Raw genomic sequence first — 25,472 nt, 5'->3', positions numbered from 1 at the left:
ATCAAAAAAGGGAACCCCCAAAGGAGTTCCCTGTCATTTCAATTTGTGTTTTTCCTACACCATGTTGAAAAGCCAATTTTCACGTGATACAATGAGAATTGGTCTGTTGGTCAATTGTTAATATGCATCTATTTTATCTCCAATATAATAGTACCACATTCACTTTCGATTGTCAAACCATCAGATCAAAAAAGGGGAACGAAAAAGGAGCGGTACCATGAGCGTGACTGATCAAGATCGGCAAAACGAACAACAACGTGTTGAACGAGTCATCTCAGAGATAAAAAACCGAATAGATGACCTCAAAGAGCATGTGAATGTCGTGAGCGAGGATATCATCGGAATTCGCAAGCATTTTTGGGACGATGTGACAGTCAACTTCGAAGATGCCATCGAAGCTGTCGAGACTTACGCCAGTATCAAGCAGCAAGCGGAAGTCCTGTCCGAGCGTGAACGTATCCATCGCCATGCCCAAAATCAGTTGCGTACACTGCAGCGATTGTTGCACTCTCCCTATTTTGGCAGGATTGATTTTCAAGAAGAGCTGGAATCGAAGCCAGAAGCCATCTATCTCGGCATTGCTTCCTTGCTGGATAAAAACGACGAGGAGTTTCTTGTCTACGACTGGCGCGCACCGATCTCCAGTCTGTATTACGACTATTCGCCCGGGCCAGCCGAGTACAATACCCCAAGCGGAAGCATAAATGGAGAGATTACGTGCAAAAGACAATACATCATTCGCGACGGCAAATTGCTGCACCTGTTCGATACTGGCGTGACGATTGGCGACGAGCTGCTTCAGGAGGTACTCGGCAAACAGGCTGATTCGCAGATGAAAAGCATCGTGGCCACGATCCAACGGGATCAAAACCGCATTATCCGCAACGAACGTAGCCGACTCGTCATCGTCTCCGGAGCTGCCGGTAGCGGAAAAACGTCTGCTGCTTTGCAACGAATCGCTTATTTGTTATACCGTTATCGCAAGACATTGACCGCGGAGCAAATCGTCTTGTTTTCGCCAAACTCCTTGTTTAATAGCTACGTCTCGACCGTACTTCCTGAGCTCGGCGAGGAAAATATGCAGCAAACGACTTTTCAGGAATACGCGGAGCATCGTCTCGGTGACGACTTCCGCCTGGAAAACCCGCTTGAACAGATGGAATATGTACTGACAGCAAGTGATCAGTCTGGATACGAGGCGCGGCTGGAAGGAATCCGTTTCAAATCAAGTGCCTTGTTTTTGCAGGCTATGGACGAATACGCGAATAGCCTGAAGGAATCTGGTATCATGTTTCGCCCCGTTACATTTAGAAACCAGACACTAATCAGTGCTGCCCACATTCATGAGCTGTTTTATTCTCTCGATACGAGTCTGCCGATCCCCAATCGGATGGTACTCGTTGCGAAATCACTGCTGACAGAGCTGAAAAAACTGGAACAACGAGAACGCTCAAAACCTTGGGTAGAAGATGAACTGGAGCTGCTTGACCGAGACGCTTATGTAGCTGCCTATCAATCGCTGCGCCGCAAAAAGCAGTTTCGGGAAGATACCTTCGATGACTTCGAACGCGAGCAGGAACTCTTAACCACATGGATCGTCAAAAAGCAGTTTCAACCTCTGCGCAATTTTATCCGGGAACTTCAATTTATTGATACTCGCGCTATTTACCGCCAGCTCTTCTTGTCCCCTGACTTGCTCGGGACGCTTGCGCCGGACAATTGGCCTGCCGTGTGCGAACAGACGGCAGAGCGTTTAGAGCAACAGTATTTGGCATGTGAAGACATCCCTCCTTATTTGTATTTGCAGGAACGATTGGAGGGCAAGCAGACGAACAATCTCGTCCGTCATGTATTTCTCGATGAAGCCCAGGATTACTCTGCCTTTCAGTTCGCTCTCATCAAGAGCTTGTTTCCCCGTGCCAAAATGACCGTGCTGGGAGACTGGAATCAGGCGATTTACGCTCATGCGTATCACCAGAATAGCTTTGAGTCTGTCACATCCCTGTTTGAGGCTGAAGAGACGGAGACCTCTGTCCTGACCAAAAGCTACCGCTCCACCTATCCCATCGTCTTGTTTACACGACAACTTTTGCGAAACGGGGATATGATTGAGCCTTTTATGCGCGACGGTCGCTTGCCAACGCTAACCAAAGTGACATCACCGCAAGCTCATACTGATCAAATCGAAACGCGCATACGTGAGCTCGCCGAGCGTGGTCATCAGACGATCGCTGTTATCACAAAAACGCTAGAGGAAGCCCAAGTCGTTCATGACGCTTTGCAAGAAAGATTGTCGCTTCGCTTGATCAAGCCCGCTACTCTTTCCTTTGAGAAAGGTATCTTGATTATTCCCTCTTACTTGGCAAAAGGGGTAGAGTTCGATGCGGTCATCCTTTATGATGCTTCCGCCACATGCTATGGCAAAGAAAGCGAACGCAAGCTTTTTTACACGGCATGCACACGAGCCATGCACGAGCTGCACCTTTACTATTCGGGTGAAAAAAGTCCATTTTTAGATAACGTTTCTCCTGAGTATTACGAGCTGTTTGTTTAAAAAAAGAGATCCAGCTGACCGCTTACTGGTTCAGCCGGATCTCTTTTTCACCTTTTTAGACCCACACAAATCGTGACAAGCAACAGGATCAAATTCAGCTCATAACCGCCCACAAAGCCTTTCGCCCATTTCACCGTCACAATCGCCCCTGCCATGTTCACAGCTAATCCCCAGGCAGCATACCTCGCCCCGACTCCGATGATCAGAGCGAGACCGCCGATCAGTTCTACGATCAACACCAGATACGCCAGCCACCCCGGCAAGCCGAGATCTCCAAACATCGTCACAACAACAGCCATCCCTTTTTGCAGCTTGGCTATGCCATGAATGAAAAACAAGATTCCCGTCCCAATCCGTAATAAAGCAAACGCTTTTTCGTAAGCCATCTTATCTTATTCTCCCTCCCCTCCCACCACTACCATATGCCCACTTGCGTACAATCAGTCTTGTGCTCTCCGGCGGGACAACAGTTCAAAGCTCTGGTGCTTGCAACGAGGGCAGCCGCGTTTTTTCAATTGCTCAATCGTCACTATTTTTGCCTGTGCCCCTACCTGAATCAATCTTTTGCATCGCTTGCATTGATACTCTCGCTTGGAAGGAGTCTCTTCGCCTGTGTATAGCGACTCTAGAAACGAATGCTTGATCGTCGGAGCCGTCAGCTCTGTCGTGGTGAGCACGATCATCTGTCCCTTATTTCCAATCATTTGCGCCGCTTCGTATTCATTGAAATGACTGAGCACCTCTCGTACGGTCAATCCTGCCAGCACGAACTCCCGTTGCATATTCAGCGTGAAATCTGGGGATTTATGCGCAAAGGACAGAAAGACGGACAGCCCCTTTTGCTTTTGCAGCCCACTGATGCCGCGGGATAAAAACAAAGCCATTCCTTGCAGCGTGTAAGGTGGATCAGTAAAAAAGCAATCGTACCCACCCTGCAGCTTCTTCGGCAGCGGTTGCCGAAAATCAGCCTGATGGCAGGATACGGTCAATGCTTTTCGCTTGGCCACATCCGTAATGTACTGGAGAAAGCGTTCATCGATATCGACTACGTCAATTTGCTCTAGACGTTGTTGATTCCCTGGAAACAAGCGCTTAAGCAAAAGCCCCAGCGAGATGCTGACTAAATCATCATCCCCGACGCATAATATTTTTTTGCCCACCAAGCTCTGATGCCGCAAGCATAAGATTGCCCTGCGCAAGCTCGTCTCGACTGTGCATTTGGACTGATCAATCTGTACATCGACTTGCGGACGCCCAGCAAAAATCGTCTCCATCTCCGCTTGCAAGTCAACCAGCTCGGTTTTCCAAGCTTCGTCGTCTTTCATCAGCTTTTCGTACAGCTCTCGATCCAGTCCGGCGAACCCTAGCTTTTGCTCAATGAACGCTTCCCCTTCTTCGGTGCATCTCACCCCGCTCCCCTGCTGTATGGCACCTGCCTTGATCAGCTCTTTTTTTATGGCTGTCGCCACAGGTACAGGCAAGAGTACCTTTCTTGCCAGCTCTTTCGTAGGCAAATCCGGATGAAAATAACACGCAAGCAGGAACTGTTCGATCACTCGTTGACCTTCTTGTAAACGCACTTGTTTATAGGTGTCTTCGATATAATTTTTCATGTAGAAAACCTCTTTTCAAAAGGGATGGACCCATCGATGCATGCAAAAAGGCAGAGCATGAACATTCGTTCATCTCCGCCTTGAGGGCATACGTTCGCTACGTGCGCGTGGATAGTCACGCAAAAAAACCGTGCGTAAGAGCACGGTTCCCGTAGTCGAGCAAATGGGTAGATGGATGACCGTAAGTTCTTAACCAATCAAGGTCTCCTCTATTCCATAGCAAATAAGCTCACATAAAATGAGGTTTTTGCCAAAAAGAATGGGAGTACCCTATCCAATTGCTTAGTTAAGAACACACACCGACATCAAAACGTCCCCTTTTGAAAAGATACTTTCCATTATACGGTACTCGCAATCAATCGGCAAGAAGCTACATAGCAGTCTCTACGATCGCAGTTCTAGGCTGCTTCCGCTTTTCATGCAGCCTGCGTCCCAGCCAATAAAAGATCAAGCTGACCAGCGCCAAAACTGCCATGACCAAAAACATCACGGGACCACCATATGCGGTAAGCACCATACCACCTGCCCATGGTCCGAGGAAGCTACCCAGCATCGTTGCGCTTTGTGCCCCATAGTAAGTCCCTCTCATATTCGCGGGACTGATCTCGTCGATTTGCGTATACTCCGCTGGTATGATCAAGATTTCCCCTAGCGTAAAGACGATCATCGCCGTAATAAACCAAGCCCAGTCTGGCGAAAAAGCAAAGCCGACTTCTCCTATGGCCATCAGCACAGCGCCACCTGCTATCCGCGCAAACAAGGAATAACGCTCAACCAGCCTCGTCACTGGAATTTGTAAAAGCAAGACGGTAAATCCGTTGACGCTCATCAAAGTTCCAAACAAGGCGACTCCCTCTGAAAAGTTTTCTCGCAAGTATTGGGAGAGCGTAACAGACATCTGACCGTACACCGTCACTAACAGGACGCCACCCGTGACAAAGGTAAGAAGGACGACATCCCTTCTGAGGACTTGCCAGATCTCAGCCAAACTGGCCCTCTCTCCCTCTCCCTCTCCGTTCCCCCCGGCATCATCAGTGACGCCACATCTCCGACAGGCCACTACTAAAATGATGGCAAAGCTCACCAAGGATACCGTCGTCAAAAAAAATGCCAGATTGCTGCCGGAAATCCCCAAAAAAGCACCGAGCATAGGACCAATCGCAAAACCAAGATTGTTCGCAAGATAGCGGTTCGAGAATACACGAAAACGCTTATGCTCGGGAGTCAAGTCTCCCATTAATGCTTTTGAAACCGTCGCAAATATCGAGGCCGACAATCCCATTATCATACTGATCAGAAGCAAACCGATCGGATGCGCTACTGTAATGAATCCAATAATCGAGCACGCCATAGCAAGCAAGGAAAAAAACATCAGCTTTTGTCTGCCAAATAAATCCGAGAGAATCCCGCCAGCAAATCCCCCGACTGTTCCAGCCAAGGGACCTGCACCGATAATAAGTCCAATATAGGCATGAGAGAGCTTCGTCGTTTCACCGAGATAGATGGCCAAAAACGGAATACTCATGGATTGCGTGAGCTGAACGAAAACCGTCCCTGCCATCAACAAATGAACAATCGGGTGATACGCCTCCCACACTTGCCTCATTTTGCTCATACTGATTCAACCTACCCTCTCAACAGAATCATGCAATCTCCGGAAGCAAAATTACTCTGGTGTATGGAAAAAGGAACGAAGCAAGATGGGAAGACGCTCGACGAATGATTCGCGCAAACTGTAGTAGGAAATCGTCGTACTGCCTGTGTAATGAGCACGAATCAACCCCGCTCTGCGCAACGCCGTTACATGATGATGGACGGTGCTTTTTGCCAGTGATACTTGCTTTTGCAATTCCCCGAGGGTGCACGTCTTTTTCGCTAGACAACGCAAGATTTGCAGGCGTTTCTCATCCGCCAGGCACTGTGTGATGGGTAACAGCTCCAGGAGCGGCTGTGGTTTGGTCATTGCGGCATCTTTGACAGGGTACATGCAAGTGGCAAGCCCCCGATAAAAGTCGAGCACAGAAGAATGGGCACAATGATATTGCGGGATCAGTACAACCTCTCGCAAATCTGCCATCGGCTCAATCCAGATACCGTTCGTAACATGATCGACCAATTCGATCGAAGGCGTTTCTTTGGCACGGACTGTCAGCTCATCGGCGCTCCGTTGCAGACTCTCCAAAATGCGTGGTTCCACCTTCGAAAAATAATGTTCATTCCAACGGGTAAGCAACGATAGGCTGCGATCACGGATTTCCCCCAGGTTCAGCGGGATTGTCTCCACCCATGGCGCGAGACGCTCATAAATCTCACCCGGAGGGATACTTTCTAGCCACCCAAGAAATTCTTCGACGGATTTGGTCTGGGGCGATTGCGCTACAAGCAGTACCAAACGGTGAAGTACCTCCCAGCGTTCATCTGCGAGTTCATCTGCAAAAGACGCCGGAAGCATTTGTTTTGTCTCCTCTTTCCAAGCTGTACCAAGCAAATAATGCTTGCGCTCCTTTTCGTAAATGTAAGTGTAAAGGCTAATGATACATTCATACGCAGGAGACCATTCTACTCTAATCGAATATATTCCATTCATTCTATCACCATCGAACGTTTAGTTTTTTTCAGTGTATCATTATTTCCTGAGCTTGCATAGCTACTTTTGTAGAAAACAGGTAAACCCCGCCAGATTCACTGACGGGGCATTTCTTACAGTCTTTTTATACAAACGGCGGGTCCCACGCTTTTTTTCGCCAGCCCAACCGATGATCAACGACATTCAAATCACGGTCCAAGACAACATCTACGCCAAATGGAAGCTTGCGGTTGTACCAAAAGCGCACATCACTCCACGTGACTTCATAACCGTCGGCAATCTCCTTCCACGTGACGTGGATTCGTTGAGCAAATCCGAGAAAAGCACGAACTCCGTCCACACCGACAGTAGCCTGAATGATTGCATCACGCTGCTGCTTCGGATATATATCCTCCAGTATCACACGTGCATACTCGATTCTCCCTGTGTAAAACAGTTCCTCCGTCTCTACAACGAATCGCCAGTGGAAAGGATGTATGCTAGGGAAAACATGGGTTATGCCTCTTGTTTCCAATGCTCTTGCTACCCGTCTGACGTTACGGTGATGCTGCCAAGCCCGCACCCCAATATACATGAGCGTCATCCCATATGCTATCGGAAATAGCACGCTGGGATTTCCGTTAAAAGCTATCCACCATATCGCCGCTGCCAGATGAACCGCGAATACCAGTGGCTCAAAAATCGCGAGTACATCCAAATGCACCCAGCGCTTGTTAATAGGGCGAATACACTGGACTCCATAGGCGTTTAGCATATCGAGAAAAACATGTAGCACAACAGCCAGTAGCGTCCACCCGTACAAAATCCCGAACTGCCCCATGAGACCAAAACCCCAGGCGAGAGAAAGACTGATGATGAGGGGCCACAGAAACAAGGCGGGAATCGAATGAGTAATTCCCCGATGAAAACGAATGTAAAAAGAAATACCGCGAAGTCTGGCCACAGTGTCGAAATCCGGGGCATGAGAGCCCACTACCGTTGCGACCATCAGCGCCTGAGCAAGTGCCGGATCATGTGCCACTGCCGGCGTGATATGAGCTAAGCCCGCCAGTGTGACACCCAACAAAAGATGACTACCAGTGTCCATTTCGATGCCTCCCTTTGCAAGTACTCCCTTCTCTTTTACTGTACGAAAAAATAACGAGGATTCTATAAACCGCAGGTAAAGGTTATCCGAAGATTTCGTCTGCGATGTTAACAATCTCTCAACGAAAAAGCAGCCTGTCAGAAAAGCGACAGACTGCTTGGAGCTTATTTAGTCTTGTATTTATGCTTCTTCTGTCAGGCGCAGGAATTCCTCGATGTCTGCCACAGCCAGGTCAACAGCTTTTTGCCAGAACTCGACTGACGTCATATCCTCGCCGAGATGCTTCTTCGCCAAGTCCTCTACCATCAGGCGGCCCGTATCTTGGAGCAGTGCATCGTATTTCGGCGCGAAGCTCTCGCCTTCTTCAAGCGCACGCGCATAGACACTCATGCTGAACAAGTACCCGAATGTGTACGGGAAGTTGTAGAACGGATACGACGTGATGTAGAAATGCAGCTTGGATGCCCAGAAGTGCGGCTCATAATCTGCCAAAGCTCCATTGTACGCTTGTTTTTGCGCCTCTTCCATAATTCGGTCGAGATCAGCCGCGCTTACGAGACCTTCTTTACGCTTCTCGTAGAAATTTTTCTCGAAAAGAAAGCGAGCGTGGATGTTCATGAAAAACGCGATGATGGATTGCAGCTTATCTTCCAAGAGCACCAGTTTTTCATCGTCATTGGCTGCATTTTTCACAGCAGCGTCAGCGAGGATCATCTCTGCGAAGGTCGATGCTGTTTCCGCTACATTCATTGCGTAGTTTTGGTTAAGTGCTGGCAAATCCCACATGACTTGCTGATGATACGCATGCCCCAGCTCATGTGCCAGTGTGGATACATTGCTTGCGCTTCCCGCATACGTCATGAACACGCGGGACTGCTTGCTGACTGGGAAGCTCGTGCAGAATCCGCCTGGGCGCTTGCCAGGACGATCCTCTGCCTCGATCCAGCCCTCATCGAATGCCTTTTGCGCAAACTCAGCCATGCTCGGATTGAAGCGGTTAAAGTGCTCAACGATCAGGGCAGCTGCTTCATCGTAAGACACTTCTTTATGTACCTTACCTACTGGAGCTCCTACATCGTACCAGCTCAGCTTGTCTACACCGAGCAGCTTTGCCTTGCGTTCCAGGTAGGCAACCAGACGATCCTTGCGATTGTCGATGGCCTGCCACATCGCGTCGAGTGTTTTTTCCTGCATACGTCCGATATCCAGTGGCTCACGCAGGACGGAGTCCCAGCCGCGATGACGGTACAGAGAGAGACGGAAACCACCCAAGTGATTCAGCGCCTGCGCGCACAGCTCCGTTTCCTTGCCCCAAGCTTCATTCCACTTTTCAAAAACATGGGCACGAACAGCACGATCAGGACTGCTCATCAGGTTAGAAGCTTGCCCGACGGACATCTGCTTCGTCTCTCCATTGACCTCAACCTCAATGGTCATACGTCCCACGACGGTATTGTACAAATCTTGCCAAGCGTGATACCCGTCTACGGCTAAATCATTTGCCAGCACTTCTTGTTCAGGTGACAGCTTTTCCTGTGCACGGCGGCGGCGCTCATTCAGCACAAAAGCAAGCGATTGCAATTCTCCGTCTGCCAGCAGCTTCTCCCATGCAACCTCGTCGATAGCCAGCAGCTTTTCTTCCCAGCGCGTCAATACTGCACCAAACGCAGCCGAGATGCTCTTTACACGCCCACCCAGCAGTTTGGCTGGCTCATCCTTTACATTTTGAGCAGTTAGGCAAGAAATGAATGCACCTGCTTGTCTCACCCGCACAGCAATGCTTTGGACATGCGTGATAACTTCTTTGAAAGCCGCTGTTTCATGCAAACCAGCGCCAGATTGCTCCAACTGTGCTTTCAGGTTCGCAATATCCCCTTCCAACGTCCCTAAAAACGCCCGAAAATCCTCCGATTCACTACCACCAGGAAAAATCACATCCATATCCCAGCGTTGTGGCAATGCTTTTGTCATATGTACCCCTCCTCAAAAACTCCTTCGATAAAAATATTTCTATAATAAGGTAGCTATTCCTCCCCCGTTTATTCATATCAACGTAAAAAGCGACTGCCATGTATGCAGTCGCCAACTTTTCACACCTATTGAACAGGGATCGAAAACGTCTCCCCTTGTTTTTCAACAACGATCCTGTCCCTCTCGTCCCCCGCGGCTGCCAACAGACGCTCGAACGGCTCATCAACTGGCTCACGCGAGAGCACAAACGTATTCCAATGAATAGGCACCAGCCACTTGGCTTTGGTCTCCTTGAACATTTGCCATGCTTGCTCTGGCGTACAATGCGCTGCTTGATACGCGTCTGGCTTGTAGGCGCCAATCGGCATGAACACCAAATCGATCGGCCCGAATTGCTTCGGCAAATTTTCCATGGAGATATAAGCCGTATCTCCTGGATAGAGAATGCGCACACCATTTTTCTCAATCATATAGCCGTTGTAGCCATACTCATGATTCCATGGAAAGCGGTTGCCCCAATGGCGAACAGGAATCGCAGTAACCGTCATTCCTTCTTTGGTTGTAATGGCTTCTCCCGGCTGCATTTCCTCATACGATCCAAACGGCATATGCTTAAACAGCTTGCTCGTCTGGTGCGCCGTAATGACATGTGTGGAGCGATTCGCTATTTTCTGCAAGGTAGGCAAATCGACATGATCCAAATGGGCATGCGATAGTAAGATGATATCTACCTCGCCAATTTCAGCAAAGTCGAGGGCAGGAGGCGTGAAGCGTTTGGGACCAAAATGGACACCTGCAAGCTTAATCCCCAGCTTCTCGCCCAATACCGGATCCGTCAGTATTTTCGTACCAAACATATTCAACAGAATCGTCGAGTGGCCGATCCATGTAAATGTAACCTCATCATGACTCCAGTCGGCAGGCATTGGCTTTTCAGTGTCCAGATGACGAAACTCCGGCTTCGGAAGCTGCCCCATATGGTACCAGTAGCGGTAAGCCACATAGCTAATCAATCCGATAAGGAGTACCCCCACGATAGAGCCTACCCATATAAAAAAGTTGAGCATCAGACAACTCCCTTTATCTAGCTGTGATTTCCCCATTATAGCAAAAGGCATCCTTGCTGTAGCAAGCCTAAAAAAGCGGCAAACTGCTTTTTACGTTTGCTTACTTCCTCATGCCGGGCTTGCTATAATTGCTAGAGAAAAACGTAGAGAATCGAGGAGAAACCCATGATCCTACACAAGGGAGAAGTCCTGTTTCGACAAGGAGAATCTGGACCGCTCTATCATTTGAAGAGCGGTCTGTTAAAAATCGTCCGGGTACATGTAGACGGAGCATTGACGCTGGTCAACATCATCGTTCCAGATGAGATCATCCCGCATCATTCGTTGATGAGCCCGAATCCATATTACGGGACAGCGATCGCTCTCGTGACCTGTGAGGTCGAAGTGCTGTCTGCCCCAGATTGGTATCGCCATCTGGATGACCATCCTGAAAAGTGTCGTGATATCGCGCTACAGCTGCAAGGAAAGCTACGGATGATGCAGCAGCGTATCGACCAACTGACCGAGGTCTCTCCTGCTGAAAAGCTACGCAAGCTCCAGCTTTGGTTTCAGACATTCATTCCTGTCGCCTCGCTTTCGGAATTGCTGACTCAAGATGAAATCGGTCAGCTCATCGGGCTTCGCCGCGAGACGGTAAATCGGCTGCTGCGCGCTCAAGCTGCGAATCGCGAGTAAGCTTGCGCTTTTTTTCGTGAGAACCTATTTATGCCAAGGTCGCTGCCGGACCAAAAAACTCAAAATGAATATCGTCTGCTGGCACGCCCCATTCCAACAGAGCACCGTTGATCGTCTTCATGAATGGAATTGGACCACAGAAATAGTAGCTCGCCTCTTTTGTATCGATGACCTTTTGCAGCCACGGCAAGTCGATATATCCTTCTTTTTGAAAAGCACCGTTCACTCGATCTTGCTCGGTCGGCTGTGTATAGCACCAGTGAACAGAGAGCTGCGGATGTTTTGCGGCCAGTTCCTCTACTGCTGGCTTCATGGCATGCACATTTCCGTTTTTGGCTGCGTGAATGAAGGTGATCGGACGGTCTGTTCCCGATTTGATCAGTGTGTTCAGCATGCTGATCATTGGGGTCAATCCTACACCACCACTGAGCAGCACAACTGGACGGCTGTCCTCTTGCTGTAAGGTAAAATCTCCAGCCGGAGTAGACAGCTGCAGGCTATCTCCTTCCTTCACTTCCTCTGACAAATAAACGGATACTTTTCCTGCTGGTTTATCTTGCATTGCGTCCTCGCGTTTGACAGAAATGCGGTAGTACGCATTCCCTGGCGCATCTGAGAGACTGTACTGACGAATGTGTGTATATTGTTCGCCCGGTAATTCTACCTTGACGCTGACATACTGCCCTGGCTCATAGCTGGAAATCGGTTGACCATCCGCCGGAACCAGATAAAAGGAAGTGATCACGTTGCTTTCCTTCACCTTGCGTTGGACGATAAACTCTCTGAAATCTACCCATCCTCCAAGCTGCCCGCTCGCCTGATCATACATTTCGTGTTCCACACCGATGAAAGCATCTGCAATGACGCCATACGCTTCCGCCCACGCTTGTAAAATCTCGTCCGTAGCGGCATCCCCAAGTACGTCTTCGATCGCAGCAAGTAGGTTTTCCCCTACGATTGGGTAGTGTTCAGCCTTCACTCCCAAGCTACGGTGCTTATGTCCAATCTGCTTCACTACAGGCAAGATCGTTTCCAGCTTATCAATATACAAAGCCGCAGCATACACCGCATTGGCCAGAGCCATTTGCTGTCTTCCCTGTTTTTGATTGGCGTGGTTGAAAATATGGAGAAGCTCAGGGTGCTTAGCAAACATCATTTGATAAAAACGTTTTGTAATGGCAGTTCCGTGTACCTCTAGCACAGGAACGGTTGATTTTATGATTTCAATGGTTTTTTGGCTTAACATCGTAGAACCTCCTTGAAGTGCTTCGTTCTTTCTATATTTCAAGTGTACGGGAGGTTCACAAATACACATGTGATTCTGGTCACAGGAAAAAGAAACGATTTGTGACAACTGCAAAACACTATAAGAAAAAGTCGTCCCCCAACTGTCTTATTGCAAAAGAAGCGGTTGCCATGATAGCATATCAGCCAAATCTATCATTCCAACAAAAACACTGAAGGTGAATGAATGCTAACAGTAAACCGAGATGACGAGCGTCCAATCTGGCAGCAACTGCTGGACCAAGCAATCCATAATATTACCACCGGAAAATGGCAACCAGGTGAATTGCTGCTCCCCTCCCGCGAACTCGCCTCTTTAATTGGCGTTTCCCGTTCAACTATACAGATTGTTTATGAGGAGTTATTCAGCCGTGGATACACAGTAACCTCTCGTCGCGGCGGGACTAGAGTTAGCGAATGGACTTATGCAACTCGTCCTTCAGAGGATGCTGCGCCCGAAGGACCTGTCCCCCCCGAGTTGCCTTTATTAAACGCTACAATCGGTCATTTACACGGTTGGTTCGGGGACAAAGATAGTCGAAAGGTTGAGATCGATTTCAGTCCCCACGAGCCATATTTGGACGAACATTTTCAAAAAAATTGGAGACGTTCGTTTTTACAGGCTTCCACAGAAACGAATCTGGACAGTTGGGCTTATGGCAATGCCTATGGATACCAACCGCTACGAGAACAGATTCAACGTTTTTTGTCACTTGAACGGGGAGTTCATGTGACTATCGATCAAATCATGTTAACCTCAGGTGCACAACATAGCATCGATTTGATCGCCCAAGCCCTTTTACAAGAAGGAGAAACCGTTTCTGTTGAAGATCCTGGCTTTCCTGCTGCCTGGATGGCAATGAAGTATCGGCGTATGCAAGTTGTCTCCGTTCCAGTTGATGAGTATGGGTTATGCGTTGACCTGATTCATCCAGAGTCCAAGCTTGTCTATGTTACGCCATCACACCAGTGTGCGGTTGGAGTAATTATGTCGGAACCTCGCAGGCAACAATTGTTACACATGGCTGCTGAGCAGCGACTTTGGATCGTTGAGGATGATTACGACAGCGAATTTCGCTATCGCGGCGACCCACTTCCAACCTTGTTCAGTCAGCGACCTCACAACACGTTGTATATGATGAGTTTTTCCAAAATGATTGCTCCTGGTATTCGAATATCGGCAATCATTGGTCCCAAAGAGGCCATTCGTCAGCTCGCCCAAGTCCATGAATTAACCTATCGTCATCTTCCGATTATGGAGCAATTAACGCTTACTCATTTTATTGAGCATGGTCATTTCATGCGCCATATGAGACGAGTTCGAAATGTATATCGGCGCAGACATGAAGCCATGACAAAGGCTATCATCACGTCAGGTCTCGGCGAACACTTCAAACTAAGCGGCGTAGAAACGGGGTTGCATATCCTTCTTGAAGCTGATAAATCGTTTGATGAAGAAGCCGCGACGATCCTAGCACTGGAAAATGGAATCCGTGTTTATCCACTTAGTAAGTATTGTTTGAAAAGCGCTCGAAAAGGATGGGTACTGGGTTTTGCTAAAGTAGATGAATCCACCATTGAAGAAGGCATTTTTCGTCTTGCGGAGATTACACGGTTTTACTAGGTTTGAACATTTTGTCTTCTTCCATTGGGTTTTCTTTCGCAGTGATATGCTGCGGATCTATTCGGTACACCTGAACCGGACCACCGAATACTGCTGAACGGTATTTGTCTACGTGTTGCTTGGGTAAAGGGCGATGAAAGTAGCCAGGCACATACTTATTCATCATTTCTTGCAACATGTGTGTAGCTTCATCCAGATCGACTATAGGCTGTGCCTTGCCAAAAATCATTACACTCATATACGCTGTGTCCGTCTTAGCTGGCACCGGATCCGTAATCGTTCCATATTCTTCACAAACCGTAAAGCAGACCTCTGAATTAGCATCCATAACCTGATTTCTTCTCCCGCCAGTGGCTCCATGGAAATATAGCTTCCCATTTGTCCAGACAAAATTGAGCGGAACAACATACGGCAAATGACCATCGACCATTCCAAGATGTCCGATTCTAGCTTGCTGCAAAAATGTCTCAATCTTGCTCTTATCCAAAACTTCTCTAATTTTGTAACGCACTCCATCCATTGTTATCACTCCTATTATTTTGAAATATGCTGCAAGTTTATCAGCCATTGGAGTGAATATATACGTCCAAAACTAGCAGATTGAAGCAATCCAAAAGCTATCGTCTAAAGCATGAGAAAACCAAAAAGCTGCCGGAACATCCCGGCAGCAGGCATTTTCTTATTACTAAGTATGGTTGATTAAATGAGCAATTTCTTTAACTCTCTCCATTGTAATTCCTTCTCTTTGTTCAATTGCAAGTGGATGACTCGTTTGTTCTACTTCTATTAATGGAACCGCACCAACTTCTTGTGTATGTACCCATGTCTTTAATGATAGTGTCGTGTTTGAATAGATGGGAAGTTCAGTCGATAACCAACCAAAATAAGGTTTTTCATTCTCTCTTCCTTCTACGTGCAGCAATTCATTCGATTTCAAAAAGTTTTCTTCACTAAGAGAAACCCAAACACTCCATATCAATTTCTCATTTGTATCCATTATCGGTATTTCAATATGTCCTCTAATAAAGAAATGCTGTTCATCAATTACACAAAAGTCTCTGATTAATTCTGTTCTTTTCTCTTCTGGTACCGTGTAAAAATAATGTGGTGCTTCCATTCCGTAACATAAGGGAAGTTCATTTAATTCGTCGTTACAGTGAGGGCATTTCATGTTCTTTGCTCCTTATCATTTCTCGCCGATTTTTTATTTACATTACCACATATTTCATTACATGGATAATCTTCCGGCAAGTGCTACAAAAAAAGATCATCCCAACCAAGCTGGAATGATCTCAATTTTTCTAATCAGTTTTGACACTGCTAAACGGATACCCGTTCCCTTACAAACTTGGCCAAGTTGTCTATGTCATTAATATCGAAAAATGGCAACCCCTGCTGACGATTGTCTGACCAACCTACGATTCCTACCAGATGAGTAACGAGCGATAAGAGCTCCTCATCTTCTGGCCGGCGAAGCAGAACGAGCTTGGGATAACCTTCACGCTTGAAGCCTTCTACCAAAACGAGCTCAGCCCCGGCATCTGCTAAGCGCTGGATAAGGACGGACAACTCCTGCGGCTTTTGCTCCACAATGGCTGTCTTCGTTTTCGAAGTGATAGCAACAAGCGAGGCTCCGGCTTCACGATAACGCCAGGTGTCCTTCCCTGGCTGATCCCACTCAAAATCGTGTCCCCCGTCATGCTTGATGACCCCGACTCTTATCCCTGCCTTTTCGAGGATCGGAATGAGCTTGGTGAGCAGCGTCGTCTTGCCACTGTTCGAATAACCAACAATCTGCAAAACACAAGGTGGCTTAACCATTCGCTATCCCTCTCTTCTCCAGGTTGGGGCGGTATGCGTGAGAACATCAACCAGCTCTCCTGCTTTTTGCCCGCTTCCCCCGGCTGGTATGATCATAAAGCATTCGCTGTCCTTTAACGTCCCCAGATTCCCTGCCTTTTCATTAAAATCAGGGATCGCGTGCAAAACCCCGTCTTTTTCAAGGAGCTTCCCTCGCAAGTAACGCGGGTATGGACAAGGCTTCGTATAATCGACGCCAAGTCTCGCCTTAATCATCTGCTGCATTACATGGGCTTCTCCCGATATGCGACGAATCGCTGTTCGCGCAAATAACTCAAACCCTAGAAAACAGGCACCCGGATTACCGGATAGGGCAATAAGAGGCTTGCCTTCCATGATCATGGCTGTTGTCGGACTTCCCGGACGTATCGCGATCCGATTGAACAGAAGCTCCACCTCAGGCTCATCCACTAATGCCGCGATCACATCAAAATCCCCAACGGACACACCGCCGCTTGAAACGACCAGATCCACGCCCTGCAAGCATTCACTGATTTTCGCCTTTGCCACCGACAAATCATCCGGTAGTCTTGAAAACGAAACAGGGATGCCCCCTGCCTCGGCAATCAAGGCAGTCAGCATCACCGTATTACTGTTGCGAATTTTGCCTGGAACAAGCGGCTGATCAATCTCTAGCAGCTCGCTTCCAGTCGAAATCAGACCGACACGCGGCTTACAGAACACCTCAAACTGCGAATAGCCAAACGTAGCCAAACTGGCGAGAGTGCCTGCGTTAATCCGCTCGCCCGCCTTGGCAATGATCGTTCCTCTAGCCATCTCTTCACCGCGACGCGATACATTTTCCCCAGGCTTCATCTCCCGCTTGATCCGTACAGTATCCGCCTCTTCGGCTGGGTTGTATGTTTGCTCAAACATGATCACCGCATCCGCACCCGCAGGCATCATCGCGCCTGTCATAATCCGCGTAGCGTAGCCCTTTTTCAATTCTCTAGTAGGTACTTGCCCGGCCGCAACCGTCTCTAGCACTGTTAGCGTAATCGGGTGGTCAACGGAGGCCCCAACCGTATCCGCAGCTCTCACGGCAAACCCATCCAGCGGCGAGCGGTCAAAGTGCGGCAAATCGTATGTTGCACATAGATCAGAGGCCAGTATCCGCCCGTATGCCTCCCCGATCTGCACTTGTTCCGTTCTCCCTGTCAGCAATTTTGCCAACAGCTTGCTCATCGCTTCTTCAACCGAGAGTGTTTGTCGCGAAAAACGCATGGCTTGTTCCTCCTAATCTTGACCACCCATTGCTGTAGCTCGTCAGCCGACGTTTACTTCCAAATCTTCTACTTCTTTCTCCACGTATTTCAAATCTTTGTTGGCGTGGAAAGTGTCTGCTTTTTCAACCTTCACGGCTGTATTGTATTCGGGAATACCTGCGTATGTCTCGTATACACCCTTCGGAATGAGTACGTTCCCTTCCGGCCAGTGTACTTGAATGTTTCCGCGTCTGGTGTCCTCGAATTTGGCCCGTCCTTGGAACGTTCCATATTTATTGTAAACGACGATATTTTCGCCTTCTGCAATGCGTAGTTCTTTTGCATCCTCTGCATTGATCAGAATATCATAACGGTCCGCATTGTTGAACGGGTCTTTCTTGCTATAGACCATCGAGTTGAACTGCTTGCCCCGACGAGTCGTTACATAGAAGTGGCCCTCTGGCTTGTTCAAATCCGGAATCTCAGTCGGGATCAGATTCGCACGTCCGTCTGGTGTCGGGCATACGCCATCTTCACACAACCATGCGCCACCCCATTGGAAGACATCTCCACGGTTTTTCAAATGTTGGATGCCGTCGTAGTTCGGATTCGCTAGGGCGATCTCTGCACGAATTTCAGCCGCATTGGAGAAGTGCATCAGATGCTTTTTCTCTGGATTTACCCGTGCCGCCAAGTCTACGTAAATCTCCCATTCCGAACGAGCTTCTTCAATACGTGGCCCTTCGACTTCTGCACTGAAGTAGACCATACGCTCTGTACTGGTCGAAGTACCGCCACCCGGCTGCTCGTAACGAGTCATTGCTGGCAGAACGATCACTTCTTCCTTCGCGTCCACCAACGTAGATGTATTGAAAATGATGTCCTGATGTACACGTAGCTCTACGCTTTCCAAGCATTTTTGCATGAAGTCTGGATCTGGCATCGTCTCCAGGAAGTTACCACCGCTCGTGTAGAACAGTCTGGTCTTGCGCTCGTGTCCATCTGGCAGCACTGCATTTTCCAAAGAAATACCCACGATGTCCCCTTGCCATTTCGGAATCGGGAAGTTCCAGATCTTTTCAATGCGGTCCCACGATTTTTCTTCGAAGTCGCCGCCAGGCAAGCTGAATGGATCGGCACCCATTTCACCGGAGCCTTGTACGCCGGAGTGACCGCGAATCGGCATGAGACCTGTGTGCTTACGACCGAAGAATCCACGCAGGATAGCCAGATTGGCTACTTGAGAAATATTGTCCGTACCGAATTTGTGCTGGGTCAGTCCCATACTCCATACGAATACGCCATTTTTAGAGTTGGCGAGCAGTTGCGCGAATTCCTTGATACGCTCACGGCTGAGACCGGAGGATTCAATGATTTTGTCCCACGATTCATTCATCACATGCTTGCGCAGCTCTTCGATTCCGTTCGCGTGCTCCTTGATGAATTCATGATTGATCGCAGAACCTGGTTTGGCTTCCTCCATCTCGAACCAAATCTTCATCACGCCGTTCATGAATGCGATGTCGCCGCCAATATTCACTTGGTAGTAATCGTCTGCAATCTTTGTTCCGAACAAAGCACTATCCGGTACAGATGGAATCCAGTACTTCTCCATCGCTGGCTCTCTGTACGGGTTGATCAGGATGATTTTCGTTCCTGCTTTTTTCGCAGCATACATGTATTTCGTCGATACAGGCTGGTTGTTACCTGGTACAGAGCCCCAGAATACGAGCACATCGGTACCGATCCAATCCTGATAGTTACAGCTCGATGCACCAATTCCAACCGAACGCTTCAGTGCTGTCTTACTCGGCGAGTGACAAATACGTGATGCGTTGTCGATGTTGTTGGTTCCGAGGAAACGAGCCATTTTAGCTGCCGTGTAGTATACCTCGTTGGTAATTCCACGAGCGGTCAAGAAAAAGGCCAGCTGTTTCGGGCTGATGTTTTTGATTTTTCTCGCGATGCGGTTCAACGCTTCATCCCAGCTAATGCGGGTGAACTTGTTTTCGCCTGGTTTTCTTGAAAGCGGATACGGAATTCTTCCCAGCTTGCGCAATTCTTCGCTGGACAGCTTACGTAGCGCATTCACGTCTTCAAACCATTTGGCATCCATAGCAGACATAGTATTGAGACGCAGTACGTTCAGTCGCGTGGTGCACAAATGAGGACCAGTCAACGTCTGATCGTACAGACCGGATACGCCGAGAGCACAACCATCACATACCCCTTGCGTCAAAATGCGATAGGCATATCCCAAATTATCGCGATTGTCATAGGCCACCTTCATCGTATCGCGAATGTGATGCGGCTTGATTTTTCCGAGTCCCATCGGCATCAGTGAAGCCCATAAGGAAGGCTTCCACGAAGTATCCAGCTTAATTGGTCCTCCATGCTTGGTCTTGCCCATTTCTATTGTCTCCCCTCTAATAAACTCCATTGAGACGAAAAAACCACCATGAAACCGTCCCTTGTCCTATAGGAAAAGAGCGCGTGTTCACGGTGGTTGTCTACGGCAGGTTCGCTACCTAGTCTCAACTTCGTGTTTGCTTTCGCGAATTCCGTTGCGTCTAAGCCGGTGAACAGGAACGCTGCTTCGTTTAGACTTACGGTTCGTTTTTCATTCTTTTTTCGATGTCTTGATCAAAAACAAAGATCGACATTCCAAAATCCCGTTCAATGTCAATATCGACGAAAAGATCAACGAGTTTTGCTCCAAGAAACGCTTCCATGTCAACTGGCTGGTGTTTCCGATAGATCTCTTTGACCATTTCGGTTCGGGCAGCTCGTAATGTCTGCTTTCCGTCTTCCGAAGTGGCGATGAACTTTTCCACCGGAGAAAGGTTGCCTTCCATCTCGCAGATCGCCCAGTTCTTGCAGAACGTGGTGCTGATCTTGCTAGGTCCCTTTCCCATATGGCGCTTTCGGAAAGCCCTGACCAAATTACTGAATTCTGCTTCGAACTTATTCATCGAGGAAAATCACCTTTACTTCAAATCATTCTCTACTTAAACTTTACCATTGATTAACTAGCCAATTCAACAGACTTTTCTCTTTGTTTGGCTTCTTCCTTCAGTTTTTTGATATCCAGACGGACTACTAGCGAGATCACCAGAGCGACAACGAACATTCCCGCGAAAACACTCATGGTTCCAGTATAACTATCTGTCGTCTTGCGAACCCATGCTGCAAAGATCGGTCCTGCCAAGCCGGCAGCAGCCCATGCCGTCAGAATATAGCCGTGAATTGCGCCCAATTGCTTCGTTCCAAACAAGTCACCAATGTAAGCCGGAATGGATGCAAAGCCACCACCGTAACAGGTCATAATGATGAACATCGCAACCATGAACAGGATTGGATTGGACAAATTCGGCAACAGGAAGAACAATACCATTTGGATGGCAAAGAAAGCTGTGTACGTATTTGGTCGTCCAATGAAATCAGACAGTGACGCCCATCCAATGCGTCCACCACCGTTGAACAAACCGTTTAGCCCTACCATCAGGGCTGCTGTTCCGACAGACATGCCTACCATTTCTTGCGCCATCGGCGATGCTACCGAAATAACCGCGATTCCACATGTCACATTGATAAACAGCATCAGCCACAGCCAGTAAAAACGGCGAGTCTTGATCGCCTCGTTGGCAGTCAATTGGCACAAATCTTTTTTGATTTGCTTGCTGCCAGCTCTTCCCTCAGCGGAAAATCCAGCCGGTACCCAGCCTTTTGGAGGTGGAGCCAAATATTGAGCCGAAGCCAACATTACAACGAAATAAATAATACCCAAAATATAAAAGGTGTTCGCGATTCCTACATTCGCAATCAAAGCGTTCATAATCGGACTGGCAATCATGGAAGCAAAGCCGAAGCCCATAATCGCAAGACCTGTTGCTAAACCACGGCGATCCGGAAACCATTTGACCAACGTCGATACTGGCGTAATATAACCTACCCCAAGTCCAATACCACCCAGCACTCCATAACATAAGTACAACAGAGGCAAGCTGCTCAATTGAATCGCCAAGCCAGCCCCAACAGTTCCTACTCCAAAAAAGATAGATGCGAGAATGCCAGCTTTGCGCGGGCCGTGCTTTTCCACATAATGACCGAGAAAGGCAGCAGACAGCCCCAAGAACAAGATCGCAATACTAAACGTAAATTGAACGTCTGGCAAGTCCCAGCCGAACTGCTCGGTAATTGGCTTGGTGAATACACTCCATGCGTATACCGATCCAATCGAGATGTGGATGCCTACCGCAGCCAACGCGATGAGCCAGCGGTTTTTCACTTTTTGTTCCAAATCATTCATCTCCTTCGTAATGGTCTTTCGCATGCTGTGGATCCATCAGCAGCCTTCTCGAAAAAAAGAAAAACTGCTGATTTCACCGACTCACCCAAGTCTCCACAAATGGAAACGAGAGCTACGATGAAACACAGCAGTTAATCATCAGCAGGAACGCTACATCAGCATCAACAAGCATTGTGTTCACTATGTAATTCGCTGCAAGGCTACAAAATAATCGGTGGCAGGGTCGCTGCTCCGTGTCAATCTGTCCTTACGCTATGCATACATGGAAAGACGAAAATTTTATGACACTTTTCATCTCACATAGTATACTACCATGTAAGCGTTCACTCGACAATATTTTCCTCACAAAATAGCCATGAAAACTTCATAATTTCGACAAAAAGGAGGCCCGTATGTCCGAACTAACCATCACCACTCGATTGCCCGTGTTGAAAATTTCGGCTGACCAACATGGCTGGGAAGACGACGAAATCGTTACCGAGTACCCCCTCACGATTTTCCTCAATGATGAGGAATTCGCTACAATTGTATGTACTCCGGCCGACCTGGAAGAAATGGTCATCGGATTTCTCGCAGCCGAGGGCGTCATTAAGAGCTACTCGGAAATTAAACAGCTTACGATTAATGAGGCCCAAGGGTTTGCTTACGTTGATTTGCATAAAGAAACGATTTTGTCGCAAAGCTTTTACTCCAAGCGCAGAATTACTTCCTGCTGCGGAAAAAGCAGACAATCCTTTTACTTTTTTAGCGATGCGCGCACAGCAAAGCCCGTTGAAAGCACGACAACTGTCACCCCTGCTCAGTGCATGCGCCTGATGAAAGAATTACAAGCGTCGTCTGAGATCCACCGCCAAACAGGTGGCGTCCACAATGCAGCTCTCTGTACACCGGATGAAGTTTTGCTTCAGTTCTCCGACATCGGACGTCACAATGCGCTCGACAAGATCTATGGGAAATGCTTGCGAGATAACATTTCCACCACAGACAAAATTCTTGTCTTCAGTGGACGCATCTCGTCTGAGGTGCTGCTCAAGGCTGCGAAGATTGGTGCTGGCATCATATTGTCCAAGTCCGCTCCAACTGATCTCGCCTTACAATTGGCAGATGAGCTGAAGCTCACCGCTGTCGGATTTATCCGCAATGACAAAATGAACGTGTATACACAAGCGGGGAGAATCCTCCTACCTTAAAGGAGGAATCAATCAAAAGCGGGACAAGCTGTTGGTAATCTCAAAGCCCGAGTTAGCTCTCGGGCTTTTGTTCTTTGTACGTGGGAATTTTTTATTTGCAGCAGCAATGTTTCTTTTTGTGATGCTTGCAGTGGTCTTCGTCATCGTCTTCGTCTTCATCTTTGTCTTCGTCTTCATCATCTATCTCGTGCTTCTTGCAACAGTGGTGGTCATGTTTTTCAATGCATTTGCAATCATGGCATTTGCAGCAACAGCAGTGATCGTGGCAATGTTCATGCTTTTTGCAGCAGCAATGCGGCTCATCGTAATGACTTTGTTTTTTGTAGTAGCAGTGAAGCTCGTAGTAATCGTCGTGTTTCTTGCAGCAGAAGTTGTGGTCGTAATATTTGTCGTGTTTTTTACTGCAACAGTGGTGGTCGTGATGCTTGTCGTGTTTTTTACTGCAACAGTGGTGGTCGTGATGCTTGTCGTGTTTTTTGCTGCAACAGTGGTGGTCGTATTTGTCGGGTTTTTTGCAACAACAGTGGTGACCGTGGTGTTGGCCCTGTTTTTTGCACTTTCTTGTCATTGCGCTTCCCTCCTTTCCTTCGCCATCACTACTATTCATACGGTTTGTCCAGAGAAATGCTTGTATGATAGCCCTCTATGAAAAGCCTCTTTTTTCCAAACAAAAAACAGGACATGTCTCAAGCAAGTCCTGTCTTTCTGCGTTTTTCTTCAATCTTTGCCTGTTCGTACTCTTCAGGCGTGTTGACATTAAAAACAGCCCAATGTTCTAACCATTCATCAGGCAAGGGCACCACGCGCAGGTCATCTAAAGTCCTCATCAGTTTTCGCTGTCCATTCAACAGCGCCTGCTCCCAATTAGCCTGCGTTCTCCGATGGTATACTGCACATAATGGATGGATTCGTCCCTCTGACTGGGCGACAATCACATCCCAATCGTTTCTCTCCCTCGCATATTCAATGAGTTTGGCGATTTGCCCACGATCCATAAAAGGTAAGTCACAGGATAGTACAAGCAAAGCATCCTCGGAACTTATGCGAAAGGCAGTAACCAGTCCACTGACAGGGCCACAGGATGGTACCAAATCAGGTGTAATTGTGACGGGCTGTTCATCAATTTGTTCCTTTTGTGTCACTTGAGTATCCGAAAAATCGTTCACTACAATGAAACAAGACAAGCCAACCGCCTGTACTTCCTTTACCAGCTCTGTTAAAAAAGTTCCGTCCCTCCACGGTAATTTTTGCTTGGGCGAGCCCATTCTGCTGCTTTTTCCGCCCGCTAAAATAACCGCACTGATACGTAGCTGTTGCATAAATTTCCTCCTGGGTGTTGACAATAACCCTTATTAGTTTATAATAAGTTTAAACAAATAATTATTATAAATAAGGAGAGATTCTCGATGGAAAACACACTCAATAGCGTTCTAAATAAACAAGTGGCGAACTGGACAGTCCTCTATACGAAACTACACAATTTTCACTGGAATGTAAAAGGACCTCACTTCTTTACACTCCACGCAAAATTTGAGGAATTGTACAACGAAGCAGCAGCGAATCTTGATTCCCTTGCTGAACGTGTCCTCTCCATCGGTGGAAAACCTGTAGCGACTTTGGCTGCATGTCTGAACACAGCGAGCATCACCGAAGCAGAAGGAAGCGAAACAGCAGAGCAAATGGTAGAAACGATCGCAAGAGACTTCTCCATTCTAATAGACGAGCTGAAGCTGGCTATGGAAACGGCAAACCAAGCCGACGATGAAGCGACAGCCGATATGCTGCTGGGAATCCGCAGTGGCCTGGAAAAACACATTTGGATGCTGAAATCCTTCTTGCAATAAGCAAGTAAATCAATAGACACCAAAAGGCGATTGTGCATAGACACATCGCCTTTTTTGGGTCTTGCCTCCCGTGAAACTGCTTATCCACCCTGGTTGCCTAGAGAGAAAATCAGTTTCCGCCCATCTTTTTCTACTTTTACTTGGGGTAGATACTTTAATGACTTCTGTACACCAATGTAGGGACTCGCAAACTCTACCTGGTGCCGTGCTTTCAACACGGAGCATAGATCAGCCAATGACATCGGAGACATCGCTTCCTGTAACAGGTTTTCGATGTGCTTCGCAACTTCCAAATAATCGTGACGGATGTGAGCCTTTCTCACCTTCATACGCTTCATCAGATCATCGGAAAATTCCTCTGTCGACATAGCCTCATCCTCTGAGCTTTCATCTTCTCCGATCCCGGTTTCGTTATCCAGCTCGCGAATGCGGCTCAAAAGCTGCTTGATGTCAGCTCCCAACTGCTTGTCCTGATCGACATACTGTCGACGCAGAGCCATACGCTGCTCTAGCATGGCCTGCAATGTCATTTGTAACGCTTTCCGTTCGTTAAACATTGCGTAATGTATTCCCCTTTTCGCAAAAAGTAGAATGATGGAATT

Annotated in this window: 23 protein-coding genes; 6 read left to right on the top strand and 17 right to left on the bottom strand. The window is 47.8% G+C overall.

What is annotated here, in order from left to right; genetic code table 11:
- The first annotated feature begins 217 nt into the window (after positions 1–217).
- Entirely contained in the window at positions 218–2,554 is a 2,337-nt protein-coding gene (helD, locus tag ACQ5DJ_RS11805; RefSeq protein ID WP_429842642.1) for an RNA polymerase recycling motor HelD, read from the top strand.
- 47 nt (positions 2,555–2,601) lie between these two features.
- Here helD and ACQ5DJ_RS11800 read toward each other — a convergent pair whose 3' ends face one another.
- The 7 genes from ACQ5DJ_RS11800 to ACQ5DJ_RS11770 form a co-directional block, all read right to left on the bottom strand.
- Positions 2,602–2,940 (bottom strand): DoxX family protein, encoded by a 339-nt coding sequence (locus ACQ5DJ_RS11800; RefSeq protein WP_429842641.1) that lies wholly within the window; start codon positions 2,938–2,940, stop codon positions 2,602–2,604.
- A 54-nt stretch (positions 2,941–2,994) separates the two neighbouring features.
- Complete coding sequence (locus ACQ5DJ_RS11795; RefSeq protein WP_429842640.1) at positions 2,995–4,167, bottom strand: bis-aminopropyl spermidine synthase family protein; 1,173 nt, start codon at positions 4,165–4,167, stop codon at positions 2,995–2,997.
- 370 nt (positions 4,168–4,537) lie between these two features.
- Entirely contained in the window at positions 4,538–5,782 is a 1,245-nt protein-coding gene (locus tag ACQ5DJ_RS11790) for an MDR family MFS transporter (RefSeq protein WP_429842639.1), read from the bottom strand.
- Positions 5,783–5,833: 51 nt separating this feature from the next.
- Positions 5,834–6,619, bottom strand: a complete 786-nt coding sequence (locus ACQ5DJ_RS11785; protein WP_429842638.1) for an ArsR/SmtB family transcription factor — start codon at positions 6,617–6,619, stop codon at positions 5,834–5,836.
- Positions 6,620–6,878: 259 nt separating this feature from the next.
- Positions 6,879–7,841: a metal-dependent hydrolase gene (locus ACQ5DJ_RS11780; protein ID WP_429842637.1), complete on the bottom strand. Its 963-nt coding sequence runs from the start codon at positions 7,839–7,841 to the stop codon at positions 6,879–6,881.
- Between the two features lie 180 nt (positions 7,842–8,021).
- Complete coding sequence (locus ACQ5DJ_RS11775; RefSeq protein WP_429842636.1) at positions 8,022–9,812, bottom strand: M3 family oligoendopeptidase; 1,791 nt, start codon at positions 9,810–9,812, stop codon at positions 8,022–8,024.
- A 125-nt stretch (positions 9,813–9,937) separates the two neighbouring features.
- On the bottom strand, positions 9,938–10,879 hold the full coding sequence (locus tag ACQ5DJ_RS11770; RefSeq protein ID WP_429842635.1) for an MBL fold metallo-hydrolase: 942 nt from the start codon (positions 10,877–10,879) through the stop codon (positions 9,938–9,940).
- Positions 10,880–11,044: 165 nt separating this feature from the next.
- Here ACQ5DJ_RS11770 and ACQ5DJ_RS11765 point away from each other — a divergent pair, with 165 nt between their 5' ends.
- Positions 11,045–11,554 (top strand): Crp/Fnr family transcriptional regulator, encoded by a 510-nt coding sequence (locus ACQ5DJ_RS11765; RefSeq protein WP_429842634.1) that lies wholly within the window; start codon positions 11,045–11,047, stop codon positions 11,552–11,554.
- A gap of 28 nt (positions 11,555–11,582) precedes the next feature.
- Here ACQ5DJ_RS11765 and hmpA read toward each other — a convergent pair whose 3' ends face one another.
- Positions 11,583–12,800, bottom strand: a complete 1,218-nt coding sequence (hmpA, locus tag ACQ5DJ_RS11760; protein WP_429842633.1) for an NO-inducible flavohemoprotein — start codon at positions 12,798–12,800, stop codon at positions 11,583–11,585.
- A gap of 225 nt (positions 12,801–13,025) precedes the next feature.
- Between hmpA and ACQ5DJ_RS11755 the strand changes: the two genes are divergently transcribed.
- Positions 13,026–14,462 carry a PLP-dependent aminotransferase family protein gene (locus tag ACQ5DJ_RS11755; RefSeq protein WP_429842632.1) on the top strand — a complete coding sequence of 479 codons (1,437 nt, stop codon included), beginning with the start codon at positions 13,026–13,028 and terminating at the stop codon, positions 14,460–14,462.
- Here the strand turns inward: ACQ5DJ_RS11755 and ACQ5DJ_RS11750 are convergent.
- The 7 genes from ACQ5DJ_RS11750 to ACQ5DJ_RS11720 all read right to left on the bottom strand — a co-directional run bounded on the left by ACQ5DJ_RS11750 (position 14,446) and on the right by ACQ5DJ_RS11720 (position 21,827).
- Positions 14,446–14,982 carry a pyridoxamine 5'-phosphate oxidase family protein gene (locus tag ACQ5DJ_RS11750; RefSeq protein WP_429842631.1) on the bottom strand — a complete coding sequence of 179 codons (537 nt, stop codon included), beginning with the start codon at positions 14,980–14,982 and terminating at the stop codon, positions 14,446–14,448. The genes ACQ5DJ_RS11755 and ACQ5DJ_RS11750 overlap by 17 nt on opposite strands.
- A gap of 165 nt (positions 14,983–15,147) precedes the next feature.
- Entirely contained in the window at positions 15,148–15,633 is a 486-nt protein-coding gene (locus ACQ5DJ_RS11745) for a DUF2199 domain-containing protein (RefSeq protein ID WP_429842630.1), read from the bottom strand.
- Positions 15,634–15,782: 149 nt separating this feature from the next.
- A complete protein-coding gene (gene mobB, locus ACQ5DJ_RS11740; RefSeq protein WP_429842629.1) occupies positions 15,783–16,283 on the bottom strand; it encodes a molybdopterin-guanine dinucleotide biosynthesis protein B in 501 nt (166 codons plus the stop codon).
- 3 nt (positions 16,284–16,286) lie between these two features.
- Complete coding sequence (locus tag ACQ5DJ_RS11735; RefSeq protein WP_429842628.1) at positions 16,287–17,546, bottom strand: molybdopterin molybdotransferase MoeA; 1,260 nt, start codon at positions 17,544–17,546, stop codon at positions 16,287–16,289.
- 42 nt (positions 17,547–17,588) lie between these two features.
- Positions 17,589–19,937 carry an FdhF/YdeP family oxidoreductase gene (locus tag ACQ5DJ_RS11730; RefSeq protein WP_429842627.1) on the bottom strand — a complete coding sequence of 783 codons (2,349 nt, stop codon included), beginning with the start codon at positions 19,935–19,937 and terminating at the stop codon, positions 17,589–17,591.
- A gap of 196 nt (positions 19,938–20,133) precedes the next feature.
- On the bottom strand, positions 20,134–20,499 hold the full coding sequence (locus ACQ5DJ_RS11725) for a DUF2294 domain-containing protein (RefSeq protein WP_007722503.1): 366 nt from the start codon (positions 20,497–20,499) through the stop codon (positions 20,134–20,136).
- 53 nt (positions 20,500–20,552) lie between these two features.
- Complete coding sequence (locus ACQ5DJ_RS11720; protein ID WP_429842750.1) at positions 20,553–21,827, bottom strand: L-lactate MFS transporter; 1,275 nt, start codon at positions 21,825–21,827, stop codon at positions 20,553–20,555.
- A gap of 401 nt (positions 21,828–22,228) precedes the next feature.
- Here ACQ5DJ_RS11720 and fdhD point away from each other — a divergent pair, with 401 nt between their 5' ends.
- Both fdhD and ACQ5DJ_RS11710 read left to right on the top strand, forming a co-directional pair.
- Positions 22,229–23,026, top strand: coding sequence for a formate dehydrogenase accessory sulfurtransferase FdhD (fdhD, locus tag ACQ5DJ_RS11715; protein WP_429842626.1), 798 nt, complete (start codon positions 22,229–22,231; stop codon positions 23,024–23,026).
- A gap of 31 nt (positions 23,027–23,057) precedes the next feature.
- Complete coding sequence (locus ACQ5DJ_RS11710) at positions 23,058–23,675, top strand: hypothetical protein (RefSeq protein ID WP_429842625.1); 618 nt, start codon at positions 23,058–23,060, stop codon at positions 23,673–23,675.
- 37 nt (positions 23,676–23,712) lie between these two features.
- Here ACQ5DJ_RS11710 and mobA read toward each other — a convergent pair whose 3' ends face one another.
- Positions 23,713–24,345 (bottom strand): molybdenum cofactor guanylyltransferase, encoded by a 633-nt coding sequence (gene mobA, locus ACQ5DJ_RS11705; RefSeq protein WP_429842624.1) that lies wholly within the window; start codon positions 24,343–24,345, stop codon positions 23,713–23,715.
- Positions 24,346–24,432: 87 nt separating this feature from the next.
- On the opposite strand from mobA, the gene ACQ5DJ_RS11700 reads away from it, so the two are divergent.
- Complete coding sequence (locus tag ACQ5DJ_RS11700; protein ID WP_429842623.1) at positions 24,433–24,870, top strand: Dps family protein; 438 nt, start codon at positions 24,433–24,435, stop codon at positions 24,868–24,870.
- 80 nt (positions 24,871–24,950) lie between these two features.
- On the opposite strand, the gene ACQ5DJ_RS11695 is transcribed toward ACQ5DJ_RS11700, so the two are convergent.
- Entirely contained in the window at positions 24,951–25,427 is a 477-nt protein-coding gene (locus tag ACQ5DJ_RS11695; protein WP_429842622.1) for a hypothetical protein, read from the bottom strand.
- Positions 25,428–25,472 lie beyond the last annotated feature (45 nt).

Origin of the sequence: Brevibacillus sp. FIR094 (assembly GCF_050477165.1) — a bacterium.
Classification (GTDB): domain Bacteria; phylum Bacillota; class Bacilli; order Brevibacillales; family Brevibacillaceae; genus Brevibacillus.
Note: the sequence above shows the minus strand (reverse complement) of the source record. Positions and strands in the feature narration are given on the sequence as shown.

Coding starts and splice junctions, on each gene's coding strand:
- ACQ5DJ_RS11785 (WP_429842638.1), bottom strand. CDS start 6,619: ATGCTTCCGGCGTCTTTTGCAGATGAACTCGCAGATGAACGCTGGGAG.
- helD (WP_429842642.1), top strand. CDS start 218: ATGAGCGTGACTGATCAAGATCGGCAAAACGAACAACAACGTGTTGAA.
- ACQ5DJ_RS11755 (WP_429842632.1), top strand. CDS start 13,026: ATGCTAACAGTAAACCGAGATGACGAGCGTCCAATCTGGCAGCAACTG.
- hmpA (WP_429842633.1), bottom strand. CDS start 12,800: ATGTTAAGCCAAAAAACCATTGAAATCATAAAATCAACCGTTCCTGTG.
- ACQ5DJ_RS11700 (WP_429842623.1), top strand. CDS start 24,433: ATGGAAAACACACTCAATAGCGTTCTAAATAAACAAGTGGCGAACTGG.
- mobA (WP_429842624.1), bottom strand. CDS start 24,345: ATGCAACAGCTACGTATCAGTGCGGTTATTTTAGCGGGCGGAAAAAGC.
- ACQ5DJ_RS11770 (WP_429842635.1), bottom strand. CDS start 10,879: ATGCTCAACTTTTTTATATGGGTAGGCTCTATCGTGGGGGTACTCCTT.
- ACQ5DJ_RS11775 (WP_429842636.1), bottom strand. CDS start 9,812: ATGACAAAAGCATTGCCACAACGCTGGGATATGGATGTGATTTTTCCT.
- ACQ5DJ_RS11795 (WP_429842640.1), bottom strand. CDS start 4,167: ATGAAAAATTATATCGAAGACACCTATAAACAAGTGCGTTTACAAGAA.
- ACQ5DJ_RS11725 (WP_007722503.1), bottom strand. CDS start 20,499: ATGAATAAGTTCGAAGCAGAATTCAGTAATTTGGTCAGGGCTTTCCGA.
- ACQ5DJ_RS11750 (WP_429842631.1), bottom strand. CDS start 14,982: ATGGATGGAGTGCGTTACAAAATTAGAGAAGTTTTGGATAAGAGCAAG.
- ACQ5DJ_RS11745 (WP_429842630.1), bottom strand. CDS start 15,633: ATGAAATGCCCTCACTGTAACGACGAATTAAATGAACTTCCCTTATGT.
- ACQ5DJ_RS11765 (WP_429842634.1), top strand. CDS start 11,045: ATGATCCTACACAAGGGAGAAGTCCTGTTTCGACAAGGAGAATCTGGA.
- ACQ5DJ_RS11780 (WP_429842637.1), bottom strand. CDS start 7,841: ATGGACACTGGTAGTCATCTTTTGTTGGGTGTCACACTGGCGGGCTTA.
- ACQ5DJ_RS11695 (WP_429842622.1), bottom strand. CDS start 25,427: ATGTTTAACGAACGGAAAGCGTTACAAATGACATTGCAGGCCATGCTA.
- ACQ5DJ_RS11800 (WP_429842641.1), bottom strand. CDS start 2,940: ATGGCTTACGAAAAAGCGTTTGCTTTATTACGGATTGGGACGGGAATC.
- ACQ5DJ_RS11735 (WP_429842628.1), bottom strand. CDS start 17,546: ATGCGTTTTTCGCGACAAACACTCTCGGTTGAAGAAGCGATGAGCAAG.
- mobB (WP_429842629.1), bottom strand. CDS start 16,283: ATGGTTAAGCCACCTTGTGTTTTGCAGATTGTTGGTTATTCGAACAGT.
- ACQ5DJ_RS11790 (WP_429842639.1), bottom strand. CDS start 5,782: ATGAGCAAAATGAGGCAAGTGTGGGAGGCGTATCACCCGATTGTTCAT.
- ACQ5DJ_RS11730 (WP_429842627.1), bottom strand. CDS start 19,937: ATGGGCAAGACCAAGCATGGAGGACCAATTAAGCTGGATACTTCGTGG.
- fdhD (WP_429842626.1), top strand. CDS start 22,229: ATGTCCGAACTAACCATCACCACTCGATTGCCCGTGTTGAAAATTTCG.